At 69.8% G+C, this 19,390-nt stretch carries 19 protein-coding genes, 1 rRNA gene and 1 riboswitch; of the genes, 13 read left to right on the forward strand and 7 right to left on the reverse strand.

Features of this window, described 5'->3' with window-relative positions; translation table 11 throughout:
• The 11 genes from rrf to ACFY16_RS32490 all read left to right on the forward strand — a co-directional run.
• A 5S ribosomal RNA gene (gene rrf / locus ACFY16_RS32440) occupies positions 1–95 on the forward strand; the annotation flags it as partial.
• 108 nt (positions 96–203) lie between these two features.
• The gene (locus ACFY16_RS32445; RefSeq protein ID WP_351150835.1) at positions 204–812 is read left to right on the forward strand and encodes a CDP-alcohol phosphatidyltransferase family protein; all 609 of its coding nucleotides are present in this window, start codon (positions 204–206) and stop codon (positions 810–812) included.
• Positions 813–925: 113 nt separating this feature from the next.
• Positions 926–3,421 carry a sugar phosphate nucleotidyltransferase gene (locus tag ACFY16_RS32450; RefSeq protein WP_390650788.1) on the forward strand — a complete coding sequence of 832 codons (2,496 nt, stop codon included), beginning with the start codon at positions 926–928 and terminating at the stop codon, positions 3,419–3,421.
• 167 nt (positions 3,422–3,588) lie between these two features.
• Entirely contained in the window at positions 3,589–4,425 is an 837-nt protein-coding gene (locus ACFY16_RS32455; RefSeq protein WP_390650789.1) for a DUF881 domain-containing protein, read from the forward strand.
• Positions 4,422–4,754 carry a small basic family protein gene (locus tag ACFY16_RS32460; protein WP_003988855.1) on the forward strand — a complete coding sequence of 111 codons (333 nt, stop codon included), beginning with the start codon at positions 4,422–4,424 and terminating at the stop codon, positions 4,752–4,754. The genes ACFY16_RS32455 and ACFY16_RS32460 overlap by 4 nt, the downstream gene beginning before the upstream one ends.
• Positions 4,755–4,762: 8 nt before the next feature.
• Positions 4,763–5,611 (forward strand): DUF881 domain-containing protein, encoded by an 849-nt coding sequence (locus ACFY16_RS32465; protein WP_390650790.1) that lies wholly within the window; start codon positions 4,763–4,765, stop codon positions 5,609–5,611.
• 61 nt (positions 5,612–5,672) lie between these two features.
• Entirely contained in the window at positions 5,673–6,575 is a 903-nt protein-coding gene (locus ACFY16_RS32470; RefSeq protein ID WP_390650791.1) for an FHA domain-containing protein, read from the forward strand.
• A 43-nt stretch (positions 6,576–6,618) separates the two neighbouring features.
• Positions 6,619–7,356 (forward strand): MerR family transcriptional regulator, encoded by a 738-nt coding sequence (locus ACFY16_RS32475; protein WP_390650792.1) that lies wholly within the window; start codon positions 6,619–6,621, stop codon positions 7,354–7,356.
• 85 nt (positions 7,357–7,441) lie between these two features.
• Complete coding sequence (locus ACFY16_RS32480) at positions 7,442–7,915, forward strand: bifunctional nuclease family protein (RefSeq protein WP_003988851.1); 474 nt, start codon at positions 7,442–7,444, stop codon at positions 7,913–7,915.
• Positions 7,916–8,157: 242 nt separating this feature from the next.
• Positions 8,158–8,802: a MerR family transcriptional regulator gene (locus tag ACFY16_RS32485; protein ID WP_390650793.1), complete on the forward strand. Its 645-nt coding sequence runs from the start codon at positions 8,158–8,160 to the stop codon at positions 8,800–8,802.
• Between the two features lie 56 nt (positions 8,803–8,858).
• Complete coding sequence (locus ACFY16_RS32490) at positions 8,859–10,262, forward strand: DNA polymerase IV (RefSeq protein WP_390650794.1); 1,404 nt, start codon at positions 8,859–8,861, stop codon at positions 10,260–10,262.
• A gap of 176 nt (positions 10,263–10,438) precedes the next feature.
• Here ACFY16_RS32490 and ACFY16_RS32495 read toward each other — a convergent pair whose 3' ends face one another.
• Positions 10,439–10,810, reverse strand: a complete 372-nt coding sequence (locus ACFY16_RS32495) for a PRC-barrel domain-containing protein (RefSeq protein WP_390650795.1) — start codon at positions 10,808–10,810, stop codon at positions 10,439–10,441.
• Positions 10,811–10,924: 114 nt separating this feature from the next.
• Positions 10,925–11,020, forward strand: a riboswitch (glycine riboswitch).
• Positions 11,021–11,199: 179 nt separating this feature from the next.
• Between ACFY16_RS32495 and gcvP the strand changes: the two genes are divergently transcribed.
• A complete protein-coding gene (gcvP, locus tag ACFY16_RS32500) occupies positions 11,200–14,085 on the forward strand; it encodes an aminomethyl-transferring glycine dehydrogenase (protein ID WP_390650796.1) in 2,886 nt (961 codons plus the stop codon).
• 139 nt (positions 14,086–14,224) lie between these two features.
• Here gcvP and ACFY16_RS32505 read toward each other — a convergent pair whose 3' ends face one another.
• The 4 genes from ACFY16_RS32505 to modA all read right to left on the reverse strand — a co-directional run bounded on the left by ACFY16_RS32505 (position 14,225) and on the right by modA (position 17,621).
• Positions 14,225–14,644 (reverse strand): molybdopterin-binding protein, encoded by a 420-nt coding sequence (locus tag ACFY16_RS32505; RefSeq protein ID WP_390650797.1) that lies wholly within the window; start codon positions 14,642–14,644, stop codon positions 14,225–14,227.
• Positions 14,645–14,726: 82 nt separating this feature from the next.
• Complete coding sequence (locus ACFY16_RS32510; protein WP_390650798.1) at positions 14,727–15,818, reverse strand: ABC transporter ATP-binding protein; 1,092 nt, start codon at positions 15,816–15,818, stop codon at positions 14,727–14,729.
• 121 nt (positions 15,819–15,939) lie between these two features.
• Complete coding sequence (locus ACFY16_RS32515) at positions 15,940–16,797, reverse strand: ABC transporter permease (protein ID WP_390650799.1); 858 nt, start codon at positions 16,795–16,797, stop codon at positions 15,940–15,942.
• Positions 16,794–17,621: a molybdate ABC transporter substrate-binding protein gene (gene modA, locus ACFY16_RS32520; RefSeq protein ID WP_390650800.1), complete on the reverse strand. Its 828-nt coding sequence runs from the start codon at positions 17,619–17,621 to the stop codon at positions 16,794–16,796. The genes ACFY16_RS32515 and modA overlap by 4 nt, the downstream gene beginning before the upstream one ends.
• A 208-nt stretch (positions 17,622–17,829) precedes the next feature.
• On the opposite strand from modA, the gene ACFY16_RS32525 reads away from it, so the two are divergent.
• On the forward strand, positions 17,830–17,976 hold the full coding sequence (locus tag ACFY16_RS32525; RefSeq protein ID WP_390650801.1) for a hypothetical protein: 147 nt from the start codon (positions 17,830–17,832) through the stop codon (positions 17,974–17,976).
• 231 nt (positions 17,977–18,207) lie between these two features.
• On the opposite strand, the gene ACFY16_RS32530 is transcribed toward ACFY16_RS32525, so the two are convergent.
• Both ACFY16_RS32530 and ACFY16_RS32535 read right to left on the reverse strand, forming a co-directional pair.
• Positions 18,208–18,603, reverse strand: coding sequence for a molybdopterin-binding protein (locus tag ACFY16_RS32530; RefSeq protein ID WP_390650802.1), 396 nt, complete (start codon positions 18,601–18,603; stop codon positions 18,208–18,210).
• Between the two features lie 214 nt (positions 18,604–18,817).
• A complete protein-coding gene (locus ACFY16_RS32535) occupies positions 18,818–19,336 on the reverse strand; it encodes a hypothetical protein (RefSeq protein ID WP_390650803.1) in 519 nt (172 codons plus the stop codon).
• Positions 19,337–19,390: the final 54 nt, after the last annotated feature.

Consider the following 19,390-nt stretch of genomic DNA (forward strand, 5'->3'; position numbering starts at 1 on the left):
AAACGCCCGGTTACATTCCGAACCCGGAAGCTAAGCCTTACAGCGCCGATGGTACTGCAGGGGGGACCCTGTGGGAGAGTAGGACGCCGCCGAACTCCTTTTAGAGCTCTGGCTCTTGGGCACCAGCCCAAGAGCCAGAGCTTTTTTGCGTTGAGGTAAGGTCAGGGGGCATCGTTGGCTTATTTTCTACTGGAGGCCCCCGGGTGGAGGTCCAGGAGACCCGTGTCCAGACAGACCGGGTCCTCACCATCCCGAACATCCTGAGCATGGCCCGCCTCGTCGGCGTACCTGTCTTCCTGTGGCTGATCCTCAGGCCCGAGTTCGGGGGTCCCAAGAGCGACGGCTGGGCCCTACTCGTACTGGCGCTGAGTGGAGTCAGCGACTACCTGGACGGCAAGCTGGCACGGCGCTGGAACCAGATCAGCAGCCTCGGCCGGCTCCTCGACCCCGCGGCCGACCGACTCTACATTCTCTCGACGTTGGTCGGGCTCACCTGGCGCGAGATTCTGCCTATCTGGTTGACCGCTGTACTTCTTGCGCGTGAGCTGGTTCTGCTGGTGATGGTGGGCATCCTCCGGCGGCACGGCTATCCGCCGCCCCAGGTTAACTTCCTGGGCAAGGCCGCCACCTTCAACCTGATGTACGCCTTCCCGCTGCTCCTGCTCAGTGACGGAAGTGGATGGATCGCGTCACTTGCCGCTGTTTTCGGATGGGCGTTCGCAGGATGGGGTACAACCCTGTACTGGTGGGCAGGAGTCCTCTACGTGGTACAAGTCCGCCGTCTGGTTCGTGCGGACGCCATGGCCGACTGAGCTCGCCCTTCGGCGGTAACAGTGGCTCGATGGCCCGTTGCGGAAAAGTGCGGGACAATCAGGACGGGTGAAGTCGGCTAGACCGTCGTCTCTTAGAGGAGGACGCTTCCGACATGAAGGCCGTCGTGATGGCCGGAGGCGAAGGCACACGCCTTCGCCCCATGACCTCGAGTATGCCCAAGCCGCTCCTGCCGGTGGCCAACCGGCCGATCATGGAGCACGTTCTGCGGCTGCTCAAAAGGCATGGGCTCAACGAGACCGTCGTAACTGTGCAGTTCCTGGCATCGCTCGTCAAGAACTACTTCGGAGACGGCGAAGAGCTCGGGATGGAGCTCACCTATGCCAATGAGGAGAAGCCACTCGGTACCGCCGGAAGCGTCAAGAACGCCGAGGAAGCGTTGAAGGACGATGCTTTCCTCGTCATCTCCGGCGATGCGCTGACCGACTTCGACCTGACCGAGCTGATCAGCTTCCACAAGGAAAAGGGTGCGCTGGTCACCGTCTGTCTGACGCGCGTACCCAATCCGCTGGAATTCGGCATCACCATCGTCGACGAAGAGGGCAAGGTCGAGCGCTTCCTTGAGAAGCCGACCTGGGGGCAGGTCTTCTCGGACACCGTGAACACGGGCATCTACGTCATGGAGCCCGAGGTGTTCAACTATGTCGAGCCGGATGTGCCCGTCGACTGGTCCGGCGACGTCTTCCCACAGCTGATGAAGGAGGGCAAGCCGATCTACGGCTATATCGCCGAGGGTTACTGGGAGGACGTCGGTACGCACGAGAGCTATGTGAAGGCGCAGGCCGACGTCCTGGAGGGAAAGGTCGACGTCGAGCTCGACGGCTTCGAGATCTCCCCGGGCGTATGGGTGGCGGAGGGTGCCGAGGTGCATCCGGACGCCGTACTCCGGGGGCCGCTCTACATCGGTGACTACGCCAAGGTCGAGGCCGGCGCCGAGATCCGCGAGCACACCGTCGTGGGCTCGAACGTCGTCGTGAAGACCGGTGCCTTCCTGCACAGGGCCGTGGTGCACGACAACGTCTACGTGGGACAGCACAGCAATCTGCGGGGCTGTGTGGTCGGCAAGAACACCGACATCATGCGTGCCGCCAGGATCGAGGACGGCGCGGTCATCGGTGACGAGTGCCTGGTCGGCGAAGAATCGATCGTGCAGGGCAATGTGCGGGTCTATCCGTTCAAGACCATCGAGGCGGGCGCCTTCGTCAACACCTCGGTGATCTGGGAGTCGCGAGGACAGGCCCATCTGTTCGGTGCCCGCGGGGTGTCCGGGATCCTGAACGTGGAGATCACGCCGGAGCTCGCCGTGCGGCTCGCCGGAGCCTATGCGACGACGCTCAAGAAGGGCTCCACGGTCACCACGGCCCGCGACCACTCCCGTGGTGCCCGCGCGCTGAAGCGGGCCGTCATCTCCGCGTTGCAGGCCAGCGCCATCGACGTTCGGGATCTGGAGAACGTACCGCTGCCCGTCGCCCGGCAGCAGACCGCGCGGGGCAGTGCCGGCGGGATCATGATCAGGACCTCCCCGGGTGTGCCCGACTCCGTGGACATCATGTTCTTCGACGGGCAGGGCGCGGACCTGTCGCAGGCCAGCCAACGGAAGCTGGACAGGGTGTTCGCGCGACAGGAGTACCGGCGTGCGTTCCCGGGAGAGATCGGGGACCTGTACTTCCCGGCCAGCGTCTTCGACTCGTACACCGGTTCGCTACTGCGGAACGTCGACACGACCGGCATCGCCGAGTCCGGGCTGAAGGTCGTGGTCGACGCGTCGAACGGCTCCGCCGGGCTCGTCCTGCCCAGCCTGCTCGGCAAGCTCGGGGTGGACTCGCTGACCATCAATCCCGGTCTCGACGAGTCCAGGCCGACGGAGAGTGCCGATGTGCGGCGGTCGGGGCTGGTGCGGCTCGGCGAGATCGTCGCGTCCTCCAGGGCCGCGTTCGGAGTGCGGTTCGACCCTGTCGGTGAGCGGCTGTCGCTCGTCGACGAGAAGGGGCGGATCGTGGAGGACGACCGGGCGCTGCTCGTGATGCTCGATCTCGTGGCCGCGGAGCGGCGCAGCGGCCGGGTGGCGCTGCCGGTGACCACGACCCGGATCGCCGAGCAGGTGGCGGCCTACCACGGGACCCAGGTGGAGTGGACGACGACTTCGCCCGACGACCTGACCCGGGTCGGGCGTGACGAGACGACCATCTTCGGCGGGGACGGCAAGGGCGGATTCATCGTCCCGGAGTTCAGCAGCGTCTTCGACGGTACGGCTGCCTTCGTACGGCTCATCGGGCTGGTGGCACGGACGCAGCTCACGCTCAGCCAGATCGACGCGCGGATTCCGCGGGCGCACGTCCTCAAGCGGGATCTGGCGACTCCGTGGGCCGTGAAGGGACTGGTCATGCGGCGCGTGGTCGAGGAGGCAGGAGACCGCTTCGTGGACACCACTGACGGTGTGCGGGTCGTGGAGACCGACGGGCGCTGGGTGATGGTGCTGCCCGACCCGGCCGAAGCGGTCACGCACCTGTGGGCGGAAGGGCCGGACGACGCCTCCGCGCAGGCCCTGCTGGACGAGTGGTCGGCGGTCGTGGACAGCGCCGGCCGCTGAAACACCCGGTACGCGTGCGTGCCGGACAAGTGTCCCCAAGGGGGCCTGTCCGGCACGCAGGTGGGGCCATTCGGAGGTAGCGGTCGCGACATGCGACGATGTGCGGCATGCCGCAGCAGCCCCCCGTTCGGAGCACAATTACGCGCCCGTCGCGTCCGGACGCGTCCATGTCGCTGCTCACCAACGTCATGGACCACAGCCTCGACGACGGATACGCCGAGGCTGCCGCCCGGAAGAAGTCCGAAGGCGGCTTCGGCATGCCCAGGACGCTCAGCGCGAAGCTCGGTCTCGCCGCCGGCCTGGTGCTGGCGGCGCTCGTCGTCACCGTGGGCGCGGCGCAGGCGCGGGTCGCGGCCCCGGTCGTCGCCAAGGAGCGCCAGGAGCTGATCGACCGCATCGACCGGGAGACGGAGAAGGCGGACAAGCTCGAGGGCACCGTCGACTCGCTCAGGGACGACGTGAGCGCGCGGCAGCGCGAGGCGCTCAACCAGAGCGGCGGCGGTGACCAGGCGGAGCTGGTGGGCATCCTGTCGGGCGCCGCAGAGGTGCACGGCCCCGGCGTGAAACTGGTCGTGAACGACGCCAAGGAAGCCACCACCGGCGGTGACGGCGATCCGCGTGAGACGTCCGGTTTCTCCGACACCGGGCGGGTGCGCGACCGGGACATGCAGCGCGTGGTCAACGGGCTGTGGGAGTCGGGCGCCGAGGCGATCTCCATCAATGGACAGCGGCTGACGGCGCTGTCGGCGATCAGGGCCGCGGGTGACGCGATACTGGTCGACAACAAGCCGCTGGTGCCGCCGTACACGGTGCTCGCGGTGGGGGACGGCAAGCGGCTGAGCACCAGGTTCCAGAACAGCGCCGACGGCCTGTATCTGAACGCCCTGCAGGAGAACTACGGCATCCGGACCAGCATCTCCACGGAGGACGCCCTCCGGTTGCCCGCCGCACCGAGTGTGATCGTACGTACAGCACAGCCGATAACCGAGAAGGGCACATCGTGATCGCCGTACTGGGCCTCGTCGTGGGAGTCGTGGCCGGCCTGTTGGTCCGGCCTGAGGTTCCGGCGGTCGTCGAGCCTTACCTGCCGATCGCCGTCGTGGCGGCTCTGGACGCCGTCTTCGGAGGACTGCGCGCCATGCTCGACGGCATCTTCGACGACAAGGTCTTCGTGGTGTCGTTCCTGTCGAACGTCGTCGTGGCCGCGCTGATCGTGTTCCTCGGCGACAAGTTGGGTGTGGGTGCCCAGCTCTCCACGGGTGTCGTGGTCGTCCTGGGCATCCGCATCTTCTCCAACGCCGCGGCCATCCGCCGGCATGTGTTCCGGGCGTGAGATCACCGATGAGCCACCAGGACGAGCAGCCCGAGCCCGAGCCCGAGCACAGGCTGCGCAAGGAACTGCCCGATGAGGTGCCCGCGCAGGTTCCCGAGCCCGAGCGGGGCCGCGAGGAGACGTCCGGGTCCACGCTGACCGGCCGTCAGCGGCTGGTGAAGGGGCTGTGGCCGCCGCGCGTCTCCCGTGCCCAACTCATCGTGGCCGTGCTGCTGTTCGGTCTCGGCTTCGGGCTGGCCGTGCAGGTGGCGTCGAACAGCGACAGTGACAGCGCGCTGCGCGGGGCCCGCCAGGAAGACCTTGTGCGCATTCTCGATGAACTCGACGACCGTACTCAGCGTCTTGAGGACGAGAAGCAAGGTCTGGAAAAGCAGCGCGACGAGTTGGAGAACAGCTCCGACCAGGCTGAGGAGGCCCGTAAGCAGACGGTCGAGAAGGAGAGGCAACTCGGCATTCTCGCGGGCACGGTGGCCGCGCAGGGGCCCGGCATCACGATGACGATCGAGGACACCAAGGGGACGGTCGAGGCGGACATGCTGCTCGACGCGATCCAGGAGCTGCGCGCGGCCGGTGCGGAGGCGATCCAGGTGAACGGCGTGCGTGTGGTCGCCGGCACGTATCTGACGGACTCCGGCAAGAGCGTGAGCGTCGACGGGAACCAGATCAAAGCTCCCTATCGTTTCAAGGTCATCGGCAAGCCGCAGGATCTCGAACCGGCGCTCAACATCCCCGGAGGCGTGGTGCAGACAATGGAGAAGGAGCAGGCCACGGTCACCGTCGAGCGTTCGAGCAAGATCGTCGTGGACGCCTTGCGGGCGGCGAAGCGGCCTGACTACGCTCGGTCGTCCTCCCAGTGAACCGGGGGTGCATGGCGGCCGACGCGCGAGGGCATGAGGTTGCGGGGGGTCGGCGCACCGAATGGGTGGTGCGTGGTGGAAACTGTCTGGTGGATACGGACGTTGTGAGGATGTCCGGTTCGACCGGCGTAATGAGTCAGGGTTCGTCCTGCCCCACGGGCGGGTCTGTTTCGGTCAAGGGGAATCGCCCGTGAAGTTGTTTGCGAAGTTGTTCGGCAAGAGCGCGCGAGAGGGCAGCGACAACGCGACCGCTCGCCATCGCGCACAGCCTGATGCAGAGGGCCGGCGGCCGCTGTTCCGGGACCAGGTGGCTGGTCCCGGCGGCGACATTTCCGGAGGTCAGGGCGCGCCGTCTGTTGACCCTGCCCAGTCCGGAGGCATAGGTTTCGGGCAACCGTCAACCTCAAGTGCGGGTGGAGGGTTTTCCGTGTCGGCCCTGGTATGTACGAGGTGCGGTAACCGCAACGGCGAGAACAGCCGTTTCTGCTCCAACTGCGGCGCGCCGCTGCGCCCCGGCCTGACGCCCGAGCGGGCGTCGGAGACGACGTCCACGATCTCGATCTCCGGCATCGAGGCCTACGACGCCGAAGTCACCGGTCAGACGCCGGTGCCGATGCTGTCGCCCGAGGCGCAGGCGGCCGTCGACGCGCTGCCGCTGGGTTCCGCGCTCCTGGTCGTGCGCCGGGGGCCCAACTCGGGCAGCCGCTTCCTCCTGGACGGTGAGCTGACCACGGCCGGGCGTCACCCGCAGAGCGACATCTTCCTGGATGACGTGACGGTGTCACGTCGGCACGTGGAGTTCCGACGTGGCCAGGACGGCACGTTCGCGGTCGCCGACGTGGGCAGCCTCAACGGCACGTACGTCAACCGTGAGCGGATCGACCAGGTCGCTCTGTCGAACGGTGACGAGGTGCAGATCGGCAAGTACCGGCTGGTCTTCTACGCGAGCCAGCGAGGCTACTGACCGTCCCCCCAGACTCCGTCCGGGGGGACCCCAGGGAAGGTCCATGCTTCGAACACCGGGCGGCGGTGCCGGGCACGGCGCCGCCGCGGCGGACAGTGGGCTGATGAGTATCGGCACGGTGCTGAACGTGCTGCGCGAGGAGTTCCCCGAGGTCACCATCTCCAAGATCCGTTTCCTGGAGTCGGAGGGCCTCATCGAGCCGCAGCGGACCCCCTCGGGGTATCGCAAGTTCAGCACCCAGGATGTCGAGCGCCTCGGTCATGTCCTGAGGATGCAGCGGGACCACTATCTGCCGCTCAAGGTGATCCGCGAGCACCTGGAGGCGATGGAGCGCGGTGAGGCCGTACGGCTGCCGGCCGTGGGGCGCCAGCGGGACGGCGAGGCCCTGCCGGAGGTGTCCGACGGACCCACCGCGGCCCGGATCGGGCGGGCCGCGCTGCTGGCCGCCGCGGAGATCGGCGAGCAGGAACTCCAGGAGTGGGAGTCCTACGGGCTCATCACCCCGTTGGAGGGCGAGGTGTACGACGCCGAGGCGGTCACGGTGGCCTCGCTCGTCACCGAGCTGGGACGGTTCGGGATCGAGCCTCGGCATCTGCGGGTGATGAAGGCCGCCGCGGACCGCGAGGCCGGGCTTGTGGACCAGGTGGTGGCCCCCCTCAAGCGCCACCGCAATCCGCAGACCAGGGCACACGCGGAGGACCGTACCAAGGAGCTGGCGGGCCTCACGGTGAAGTTGCACGCGGCACTGGTACAGACCGCGCTCGGGGTCCGGCTGCGCTGAACCGGGGTGGTCCCGGGAGGCGTGATCGGGCACCCGTTCCCGGCCCGACTACCCAAACGTCCCGGGCACGGCCTAGGGTTGCTGTGTGAACGAGCTCGATGTCGTAGGTGTCCGGGTCGAAATGCCCTCCAACCAACCGATCGTGCTCCTGCGTGAAGTGGGAGGCGACCGCTACCTCCCCATCTGGATCGGGCCGGGGGAGGCGACGGCCATCGCCTTCGCCCAGCAGGGCATGGCCCCCGCGCGACCGCTGACCCACGACCTGTTCAAGGACGTGTTGGAAGCCGTTGGCCAGGAGCTCACCGAAGTGCGCATCACGGACCTGCGTGAAGGCGTCTTCTACGCGGAGCTGGTCTTCGCCAGCGGGGTCGAGGTCAGTGCCCGTCCGTCCGATGCCATAGCGCTGGCGCTGCGTACCGGGACGCCGATCTACGGCAGTGACACGGTGCTCGACGACGCGGGCATCGCGATCCCGGACGAGCAGGAGGACGAGGTGGAGAAGTTCCGCGAGTTCCTCGACCAGATCTCGCCCGAGGACTTCGGGAGCAGCAGCCAGTAGCAGAGCCGGTGCGTGACAAGGTGCCGTGGCCCGGTGACGGGCCGCAACGGCGGCAATTGCCAGCGGCGAGTGAGAGCGTCCTGCGGCTCTCTCCGAGAGCATTCGGCTAGCCTTTCCCCGCGGTGGGGTGCGGGAAACCACTCTTAGGGTGATTATCACTCGGCGTGCCGAGTGTGGCGATCGTTGACGCGCCCCTGGTGACTGCCTACCGTCGAGAAGGCAGGTCAAGGACGGAGGTCGGCGTGAGCAGCAGCGGCGGCGGTATGGCTGGGGGTGCCCCCGGACACGGTTTCGGGGCGAGCGGTCCGTACCCGCTTCACAGCAACGCGGCCGGTCACGCTCCGCAGCGACCGACGGCCGTGCCGAGCAGCGGAGGGGCGACGTCCATGGCGTCCGAGCAGATCGGCTATCGAGGCCCGACGGCCTGTGCGGCCGCCGGCATCACCTACCGGCAACTCGACTACTGGGCCCGTACCGGGCTGGTCGAGCCGAGTGTGCGGCCCGCCTACGGATCGGGGACACAGCGGCTGTACAGCTTTCGCGACGTGGTCGTCCTGAAGATCGTCAAGCGGTTCCTCGACACCGGGGTGTCGCTGCAGAACATCCGCACCGCCGTACAGCACCTCAGGGAGCGGGGCTTCAGTGACCTGGAGCGCATGACGCTGATGAGCGACGGCGCCACGGTCTACGAGTGCACCTCGCCCGACGAGGTCCATGCGCTGCTCCAGGGCGGTCAGGGCGTCTTCGGGATCGCTGTGGGCGTGGTGTGGCGGGACGTGGAGAGCGCCCTGTCGCAGCTGCACGGGGAGCGGATCGACACGGGTGAGACCCTGGTCGGGCCCAACCCTGCCGATGAGCTGGCGCGGCGGCGCAACCGGGCCGTCTGAGCCCTGCCCCGGAGCCGTACGGGGCATTGTCAGTGGCGTAGGGCAGCATCGGAGATGTGAGAACCGCGCCCACGATCCTGCATCTCGACATGGATGCCTTCTTCGCCTCGGCGGAGCAGGCGTCCAAGCCGAGCCTGCGCGGAAAGGCCGTCGTCGTGGGCGGGCTCGGGCCGCGCGGGGTGGTGGCGACCGCTTCGTACGAGGCGCGGGTCTTCGGGGTTCATTCCGCGATGCCCATGGCCCAGGCGCGCCGGCTGGCTCCGAACGCGGCGTACCTGGTGCCGCGCTTCGGGTTCTACCGGTCGATCAGCGAGCAGGTGATGGGGCTGCTGCGGGCGTTGTCGCCGCTGGTGGAGCCGCTGAGCCTGGATGAGGCGTTCGTGGACCTGGAGGCCGGGGAAGCCGCCTGGGACGCGGAGTCGGCCCGGCTGGCCGGCCTGAAGCTGCGCGCCGACATACGGGCCGGCACGGGGCTCACGGGGTCCGTGGGGCTCGCCGCCTCCAAGATGCTGGCGAAGATCGCCTCCGAGCAGGCGAAGCCGGACGGGCTGGTGCTGATCGAGCCGGGCACCGAGCGGGCGCTGCTCGGGCCCATGCCGGTGCGGACGCTGCCGGGTGTCGGACCGGCCACCGGGGACCATCTGCGGCGGGCCGGGATCACCACGGTCGACGAGATCGCCGGGGCGGGCGAGGACGAGCTCGTACGGCTGCTGGGCAAGGCGCACGGGCACGCGCTGCACGCCATGGCGCAGGCGCGCGACGACCGGCCCGTCGTGGCCGAGCGGGAGGCCAAGTCGGTGTCGGTCGAGGACACCTACGACGTGGACATCCACGACCGGCTCAGGGTGGGGCTCGAGGTGCAGCGGCTGGCCGACCGGTGCGTGCGGCGGCTGCGCGGGGCCGGGCTGTCCGGGCGGACCATCGTGCTGAAGGTGCGGCGGTACGACTTCTCCACGCTGACCCGGTCCGAGACGCTGCGGGGGCCCACGGACGATCCGGCGGTCGTACGGGAGGCGGCCGCCCGGCTGCTGGACTCCGTGGACACAACGGGCGGTGTGCGGCTGCTCGGGGTGGGCGTGTCCGGGCTCGCCGACTACACGCAGGAGGATCTGTTCGCACAGGCGGCCGGTGAGCGGTCGGAGGGTGCGCTGGAGGAGTCGGCGGTGGACGAACCCGTGCAGGAGCCGCAGGAGCCGGTGGAGAGGCGTTGGCCGGCCGGGCACGACGTGCGGCACGCCGAGTACGGGCACGGATGGGTGCAGGGCAGCGGCCTCGGGCGGGTCACCGTGCGGTTCGAGACGCCCGACTCGGAACCGGGGCGGGTACGGACTTTCCGGATCGACGACCCGGACCTGGAAGCGGCGGATCCACTGCCGCTGGTGCGGCGAAGACCGGAGGATGGCGAGGTCCCGGCTGTGGACGACGGTGTCGGGGGGGAGCGGTCGGCTGCCTCGGGGTGAGCCCGGTGCGGCAGCTTGCCCAGTGACGGCCTTCCCGGGAAGCAGAGCCAGGATGAGCGTCGCGGGCCCGGCGCCTTGCCGGGGCCCGGCCGGCCCGGAAGGAAGGACCCGGGCGCGGGTTCTCGGGCCGCCTGCGGGCGGAACGCCCGGTCCGTCGGCCCGCCCTCGCGCAGCCTTCAGGTCTCGTCCGTGCCTGCCAGCTTGCCGAAGTCGTGGTCCGGGAACGGGGGAGGAGCGGCGATGTCGAGGCCATAGTGGTGGTAGAGCTGGAGTTCCTGTTCGGGGGAGAGGTGGCGGCCGACACCGAAGTCGGGGGCGTCTTTGATCAGGGCGCGGTCGAAGGGGACACGCAGGGCGCCCTCGATCAGTTCGCTGGGCTCGAGCGGGACGAAGGCGTCCCTTGAGAACAGGCCGGTACGTATGGCTGCCCACTCCGGCACACCGGTCGCGTCGTCGAGGTAGACCTCGTCAATGGTGCCGATCTTGGTGCCGTTGCGGTCGAACGCCTTGCGGCCGATCAGGTTGCGCGGATCGATATCGGTCTGCACGGGCCCTCCTCTTGGTCGCAACTCATCCGTAAGCACTACAAAAGAGCACATTCAGGAAGGCGGCCACTCGAAGGATCCGACGTCGACCTCGCTGGTAGGCTGGCGAACGGCTGCTGACCCCGTGCGGGAGAGTCCTCCGGACATCATCGGAGGCGCCGAAGGAGCAAATCCTCCCCGGAATCTCTCAGGCCCACGTACCGCACGGACGAGGTCACTCTGGAAAGCAGAGCGGGTGTCGACGGCATCCGCTCTCACCGACGGTGAAAGCCGGTGACCCCTCCTGGGCGACCCGGTGAAGCTCTCAGGTTGAGATGACAGAGGGGGAGGCCGTCCGGGTACCCGCGCCGTGGTGCCCCTCGCAGGTCGCGTCAGACCAGGAGGCCTCCGCAATGACCGCCCACCGCATTCCGCTCTCCGAGCTCGAACAGGGAATCCCGTTCGAGCAGCGCCACATCGGGCCCGACCACGAGGCGCGGGCCAAGATGCTCGCGCAGGTCGGCTACGGCTCGCTGGACGAGCTCACAGCAGCCGCGGTGCCGGACGTGATCAAGAACGCCGACGCGCTCGACCTGCCGGGTGCGCGCACCGAGGCCGAGGTGCTGGACGAGCTGCGTTCCCTCGCGGACCGCAACCAGGTCCTCGGCTCCATGATCGGTCTCGGCTACTACGGGACCTTCACGCCGCCCGTCATCCTGCGCAACGTCATGGAGAACCCGGCCTGGTACACGGCGTACACGCCGTACCAGCCGGAGATCTCGCAGGGCCGCCTCGAGGCGCTGCTGAACTTCCAGACCATGGTCGCCGAGCTCACCGGACTCCCGACGTCGGGCGCCTCGCTGCTGGACGAGGGCACGGCCGCGGCCGAGGCCATGGCGCTGTCCCGGCGCATGGGCAAGAACAAGAAGGGCCTTTTCCTGGTCGACGCGGACGCGCTGCCGCAGACCATCGCCGTGATCGAGACCCGCGCCGAGCCGACCGGCGTCGAGGTCGTCGTCGCCGACCTCAGCGGCGGCATTCCGGCGGAGATCGCCGAGCGCGAGATCAACGGCGTGCTGATCCAGTATCCGGGCGCCTCCGGTGCCGTGCGCGACCTCAAGCCGGTCATCGACCAGGCCCACGAGCTGGGCGCGCTGGTCACCGTCGCCGCGGACCTGCTCGCGCTGACCCTGCTGACCTCGCCGGGCGAGCTCGGCGCGGACATCGCGGTCGGTACGACGCAACGCTTCGGCGTGCCGATGGGCTTCGGCGGACCGCACGCCGGCTACATGGCCGTGCACGAGAAGTTCGCACGCAGCCTGCCCGGGCGGCTCGTGGGCGTCTCCGTCGACGCGGACGGGAACCGGGCCTACCGCCTTGCTCTGCAGACGCGTGAGCAGCACATCCGCCGGGAGAAGGCGACCAGCAACATCTGCACCGCGCAGGTGCTGCTCGCGGTGATGGCCGGGATGTACGCCGTCTACCACGGGCCCGAGGGCCTGAAGGCCATCGCCCAGCGCACCCACCGCTACGCCACGCTCCTCGCCGCGGGCCTCACCGCCGGCGGTGTCGAGGTCGTCCACGGCGCCTACTTCGACACGCTCACCGCGCGGGTGCCGGGCCGGGCCGCCGAGACCGTGGCCGCGGCGCGCGAGGACGGCGTCAACCTGCACCTCGTCGACGCCGACCATGTGTCGCTCGCCTGCGACGAGACCACCACGCGGGCACAGATCGCCGCCGTGTGGACGGCGTTCGGGGTCGAGGCCGACATAGAAGCCCTGGACGTAGTCACCGAGGACGCCCTGCCGGCCGCGCTGCAGCGCACCGACACGTACCTCACCCACCCGGTCTTCCACCAGCACCGCTCCGAGACCGCGATGCTGCGCTACCTGCGCAGGCTGGCCGACCGCGACTACGCGCTCGACCGCGGCATGATCCCGCTGGGCTCCTGCACCATGAAGCTCAACGCGACCACGGAGATGGAGCCGGTCACCTGGCCCGAGTTCGGCCAGCTGCACCCCTTCGCGCCCGCCGAGCAGGCGCAGGGCTACCTCACGCTCATCCATGAGCTGGAGGAGCGGCTCGCCGAGGTCACCGGCTACGACAAGGTCTCCCTCCAGCCCAACGCCGGGTCGCAGGGCGAGCTGGCCGGTCTGCTCGCCGTACGCGGGTACCACCGGGCCAACGGGGACGAGCAGCGCACCGTCTGTCTGATCCCGTCCTCCGCGCACGGCACCAACGCCGCCAGCGCCGTCATGGCCGGCATGAAGGTCGTCGTCGTGAAGACCGCCGAGGACGGCGAGATCGACGTCGAGGACCTGCGGTCGAAGATCGAGCAGTACCGCGACCGACTGTCGGTGCTGATGATCACGTACCCGTCGACGCACGGCGTGTTCGAGGAGCATGTCGCCGACATCTGTGCGCAGGTGCACGAGGCGGGCGGCCAGGTCTATGTGGACGGCGCCAACCTCAACGCGCTGGTGGGGCTCGCCCAGCCGGGGCACTTCGGTGGCGACGTCTCGCACCTGAACCTGCACAAGACGTTCTGCATCCCGCACGGCGGCGGCGGCCCCGGCGTCGGCCCCGTGGCCGTACGGTCGCATCTGGCGCCGTACCTGCCGAACCACCCGATGCAGCCCGCGGCCGGTCCGGAGACCGGGGTCGGTCCGATTTCGGCGGCCCCGTGGGGTTCCGCGGGCATCCTGCCGATCTCGTGGGCGTACGTCCGCCTCATGGGCGGTGAGGGACTCAAGCGGGCCACTCAGGTGGCGGTGCTCTCCGCCAACTACATCGCCAAGCGGCTCGAGCCGCACTACCCCGTGCTCTACACCGGCCCGGCCGGGCTGGTCGCGCACGAGTGCATCATCGACCTGCGGCCGCTCACCAAGGCGACCGGCGTGAGCGTCGACGACGTCGCCAAGCGGCTCATCGACTACGGGTTCCACGCGCCGACGATGTCGTTCCCGGTGGCCGGGACGCTGATGATCGAGCCGACCGAGTCCGAGGACCTGATCGAGCTGGATCGGTTCTGCGAGGCGATGATCGCCATCCGCGCGGAGATCGAGAAGGTCGGCGCGGGCGACTGGCCGGCCGAGGACAACCCGCTGCGGGGCGCTCCGCACACCGCTGCCGCCCTCGGCGGGAAGTGGGAGCACGCATACAGCCGGGAGGAGGCCGTCTTCCCGGCCGGCGTCTCGGCCGCCGACAAGTACTGGCCGCCGGTGCGCCGTATCGACCAGGCCTTCGGCGACCGGAACCTGGTCTGCTCGTGCCCGCCGCTGGACGCGTACGAGGACTGAGCGCTCCGCTGGAAGCGCGGTGACGAAACTGCGGGCCGGTGGGGGCCGGTCGCGCAGTTCCCCGCGCCCCTCGAGTCGCTCGGGGCATGTGACGAGGCCTCCGCTTCGGCCGGTCGGTCGGGGCGGAGCCCCTGCGCGTTCACGCGGACGCGAGTGACACCTCGGTCGACTTGATCAGGGCGATGACGGGGGAGCCCGTCGACAGGCCGAGGTCGGTGGCGGCGTCCTTGGTGATCGCCGCGGTCAGCTCGGCACCGTCGACGGCGACCTTGACGGTGGCCATGGCACCGCCGGTGGCGACATCACGCACCGTGCCGGGCAGCTGGTTGCGGATGGAGAGGCCGTCCACCCCGCCCGTGGCGAGGGAGACCTCCGTCGCCTTCACCAGAGCGCGTACGGCGGAGCCCGCTGTGAGGCCGAGTTCCTCGACGGCCTCCAGGGTGATCGCCGCGGTGAGGTCCTGGCCTCCGGTCAGGCGGACCTTGACCGTTGCCATGACCTCGCCCGGGGTGACGGCGGTGACGGTGCCAGGGATCTGGTTGCGGATGCTCAGGCTCATGGGATGCCTCGCAGAAGGTGGGGTTTGTCCTGATGTGGGTCCTGGGTGGCCCCACCGTAACCGGCGTGCATCGGCCTTGGCGTCAGGCCGGGTACGCGTGCGTCTGCGTCGCCTTCACCGTCGCCCAGACCGGTGCGCCCGGGTGCAGGTCGAGTTCGGCCGCGGCGACCGTGGTCAGGTCCGCGGCGAGCGGGAGTTCGCCGGTGAGGGCGGCGCGGATCTGGTCGCCGTGGGTCTCCAGGCCCGCGACCTCGCAGTGCCAGAGGTTGCGGGCGCTGGTGCCGGTGGGGCGGTCCCGGTGGAGGGTGACCGCGCTCGGAGGGAAGGCCACGAAGACTCCTCCCGAGAGGTCCTCGGTGGTGGTGAGGGCCGGACCCCCGTCGAGGCGGACCGTGTGACCTTCGGCCTGCCCTCGGTACAGGTTCAGACCGACCAGCTGCGCGATGTAGTCCGTACGCGGGTGGCGGGCGATGTCGGACGGGGTGCCCTCCTGGACGACGCGGCCGTGCTCGACGACGATCAGCCGGTCGGCCAGCACCATGGCGTCCAGCGGGTCGTGGGTGACCAGGACGGCGACCGCCTCGAACTCGTCCAGGTGACGGCGGAGTTGGGCCCGCACCTCAAGGCGGGTGCGGGCGTCCAGGGCGGCCAGGGGTTCGTCGAGGAGCAGCAGGCGGGGGTGGGTGGCCAGGGCGCGGGCGAGGGCGACGCGCTGCGCCTGACCGCCCGAGAGGCGGCGGGGCTTGGCACCGGTGTGGTCGGCCAGGCCCATGCGGTCCAGCCATTCGGCGGCCTGTGCACGGGCCTGCGCCCTGCTCGCGCCCCGGCAGCGCGGGCCGAAGGCCACGTTGTCCAGAGCCGTCAGGTGCGGGAAGAGCAGGTAGTCCTGGAAGACCACGCCGACCGGGCGCGACTCCGGAGGCGTACGGTCCAACGATGCGCCGTCGAGACGCAGATGGCCGGCCGTGAGCGGGACGAGACCCGCGAGTGCGCGCAGAGCCGTGGTCTTGCCGGCGCCGTTCGGGCCGAGCAGAGCGACGACGTCACCGGGTGCGGCGGACAGTGTCACGTCGAGGCGGAAGGCGCCGCGGTCCACGACGAGACGGGCGTCGAGGCCCTGGCCGCGAGCGTCCTCGGAGGCGAGGCCGGCCTCGGCGGCGTCAAGATCGGTCATGAAGCAATCGTCCGGCATGGTCGGGGGATCTGGGCAGAGGTCTTCGCGGCGCTCTCCGGCAGGTGCAGGGGGTGCCGCAGAGGTGCTCGTGGCCTGCTGGTCCGTGCTGCTGGTCGCGGCGTCATGAGGCCGTCATCCAACGGTCCCGCAAGCCCGCCAGTACCGCGATCGACACGGCCAGCAGCACCAGGCTGAGCGCGATCGCCGCCTCCGGGTCGTTCTGCAGGGCGAGGTAGACCGCGAGCGGCATGGTCTGGGTGCGGCCGGGGAAGTTGCCCGCGAAGGTGATCGTCGCACCGAACTCGCCGAGCGCGCGGGCCCAGGCGAGGACGGCACCCGCCGCGATGCCCGGCGCGATCAGCGGCAGGGTCACCCGGCGGAACGCGGTGAAGCGGGAGGCGCCCAGGGTGGCGGCCGCCTCCTCGTAGCGCGGGTCGGCGGCCCGCAACGTGCCCTCGACGCTGATGACGAGGAACGGCATCGCCACGAAGGTCTCCGCGACGACGACGCCGGTCGTGGTGAACGGCAGCGTGATCCCGAACCAGGCGTCCAGCCACTGGCCGACGACCCCGTTGCGGCCGAGCGCGAGCAGCAGCGCCACACCGCCGACGACCGGAGGCAGGACGAGGGGCAGGGTCACCAGGGCGCGAACGAAGCCACGGCCGGGAAAATCCGTGCGGGCCAGCACCCAGGCCAGGGGGACGCCGATGACCAGGCTCACCGCGGTCGCCGCCGTGGCGCAGACGAGGGACAGCCGGAGGGCCTGCCAGACCTCGGTGCTGGTCAGCTGCTCGGGCATGCTGCTCCAGGGTGCCCGTACGAGCAGGGCGATCAGGGGCAGGAGCAGGAAGGCGAGGCCCACGAGCGCGGGCAGGAGCAGGGGCAGTGGGACGCCCCGGGGGCGCTCGCGGACGCGGCCGCGCCGCGGGCCGCCCTTGAGGGTGTCGCCCGCGGCTTCGGCCTTGTCGGTCGGGGTCACGGCTTCAGGAACCCGGCCTCGGTCAGGACCTTCTGACCCTCGGCGGACTGCACCAGCGCGATGAACGCCTTGGCGGCCTCGGCGTTGGGCGCGTCCTTGAGCAGGGCGATCGGGTAGTCGTTGATGGCGTCGGAGGACTCGGGGAACTCAACGCCTTCCACCTTGTCACCGGCCGCGTGCACATCGGTCTTGTAGACGACCGCTGCGTCGGCCTCCTTCAGTTCGACCTTCGTCAGGGCGCTCTTGACGTCCTGCTCGTAGGAGACCGGGGTCAGCTTGAGGCTGCCGGCGTCCAGCGCCTTCTGGGCGGCGGCGCCGCACGGCACCGTCTTGTCGCACAGGACGACCTTCAGGCCGGACTTGGTGAGGTCCTTCAGGGAGGCGATCTTGTCGGGGTTGCCCGGCAGGGTGGCGATCTCCAACTGGTTGCGGACGAAGGTGACGGGCGTGGTGGCCGCGTCCTTCTTGTCCGTCACGATCGCCATGGTCTTGGCGCTGGCGGCGGCGAAGACGTCCGCGGGGGCGCCGCCGGTGATGCCGGCGGCGAGGCTGTCGCTGCCGCCGAAGTTGAAGGTGACGCTCGTCCCCGGGTGCTCCTTCTCGAACTCCTTGCCCAGGGTCGTGAAGCTCTCCTTGAGGGAGGCGGCCGCGAAGACGGTGACGGTGCCGGAGAGCTTCGGCGACGCCGAGACCGAGGAGTCGGATTTGGCGGACGAGTCCGAGTCCGAGTCGGAGGACGAGCAGGCGCTCAGCGCCAGCAGTGCGGCGGCACCCGCACCGGCCATCTGCAGGGTGCGGCGGGTCCGGCGTGCGGGACGGGTCATCACGGGTCTACTCCCTCTGCTGCTTCACCTGAGAGCCGTCGGGCCCTTCCACGATCTCGTGCGTACCGTGCAGCGATGATACTGCCGCAGATGCGAGGCGTAAGTCTCCTGTGGCATCGCATGATCTGTTTGCAGGCCGGGTTGGGGTGGGCATGTGCGTTTGTACGTGGCTGTCGTCCGGGTACCGTAATCCGGGAGGTGGTGGCACGTGACGCTCGCGGAGCTCTCCCTGATCGGAGACCTCGCCCGCCCGACCCGCCTGACCGTGCCGGACCTGCTCGGCTGGCGTCAGCACCGGGTGCGGGCCAGTTTCGAGTGCGCCACCAGCGGTAGGGCGTCGACAAGAGCGGGGTGACCGGGGCGACGATCTCGCTCGTCGACCGGGCGCCCCAGGGGGGCTCATCGCGTCCGGAGCAGGCCGCACGGGCTCGACTCCCGATTCACGCGTGGGCCACGCATGCCGCTGCGTCGGCGGTACCGCGTCGCGCTCGCGCGTGAACGCCACTTCGCACGGGCGGCGGCCGCCTGTCACGTCTCGCGGTCCTCGCCGTCCGGTCAACGCCTGAACGGCGGAGGCCGCTCCCGCTCAGACGCGGTCGATGTGCACGTTCGTCGACTTCACCCGGGCGGTGGCCTCCATGCCGACCTCCAGGCCCAGATCCTCCACGGCCTCGCGGGTGAGCAGGGAGACCAGGCGGTGCGGGCCGGCCTGGATCTCCACCTGGGCCGCGACGTCGCCGAGCTTGATCGCGGTGACGATGCCGGGGAAGGCGTTGCGGACCGAGGTGTACGGGGCGTCTTCCTCGGTGGTTCCGCCCCTGGCTAGCTCGACGGAGAACGCGGCGAGGTCCTTTCCGTCGATGAGACGGCGGCCGCTCTCGTCGCGGTGGGTGGCCACCCGGCCGGCGTCCGCCCAGCGCCGGGCGGTGTCCGGGCTCACGCCGAGCAGCCGTGCCGCCTGGCCGATTGTGTAGGACTGCATGTGAGTCACGATAGGGCCGGGAACGGGCGGTGGTGGACGGGGGCTGGTGACCCGGCCGGCGTCGTCGTGGACACCGACTCCCTGGCACTCGACTCCGCCAAGATCAGGACACGTCCGGCGGGTGAACCGGATACCCCGGTCGTCCTGCGTGTCGAGATCGTCGGCCGTACGAGACACGGGCGGGTCATGGCGCGTCTGCCGCGGCGCGCGCCGCTCAGGAAATCCCCGACTCCCTGAGCACGGCCCGCGCGGTGGCGTCGTCGATCTCCCGGCCCAGCCGCTCCAGCACCTCGGTGCCCTCCCACAGCGTGCCGCGTTCGCGCGAGCGGCGCGCGCCCGTGTCCAGGTCGTGCCAGAGCAGCGGGTTGGCGACGAGGACACGGGGGTCGAGTTCCAGCCGGTGACCCTGGGTGTCCCGCAGGACCAGGTGTCCGGAGACGCCGGGGTACTGCCGTATGTCGGTCAGCGCGTCGGTACGCACCATGTGCCCGCGTACGGGGCCGCGTATCGCCAGCCAGCCGGGGCCCGCGCTGACGCGCTGCGGCAGGAGCACCGTGAGGACCGCGGCGGCCATGGCCAGCCACAGCACGGCCCGCGCCGGCGTCAGGGTTCCGGCGTCCCAGTCGACCAGGAAGGTCAGTCCGCAGAAGACCAGGGCGCAGGCCACCGCGAGCCAGGCGCGCTTCCGCCAGTGGCGGTCGCCGTCCGGGGGGAGTGGTGTGGTGCGTCCCATGAGGCCGACGGTAGGCCCGCGCCGGCGGCGTGGACACCGGCGCTGACGGTGCTC

Source organism: Streptomyces sp. NPDC001315 (assembly GCF_042896175.1).
Taxonomy (GTDB): Bacteria; Actinomycetota; Actinomycetes; order Streptomycetales; family Streptomycetaceae; genus Streptomyces.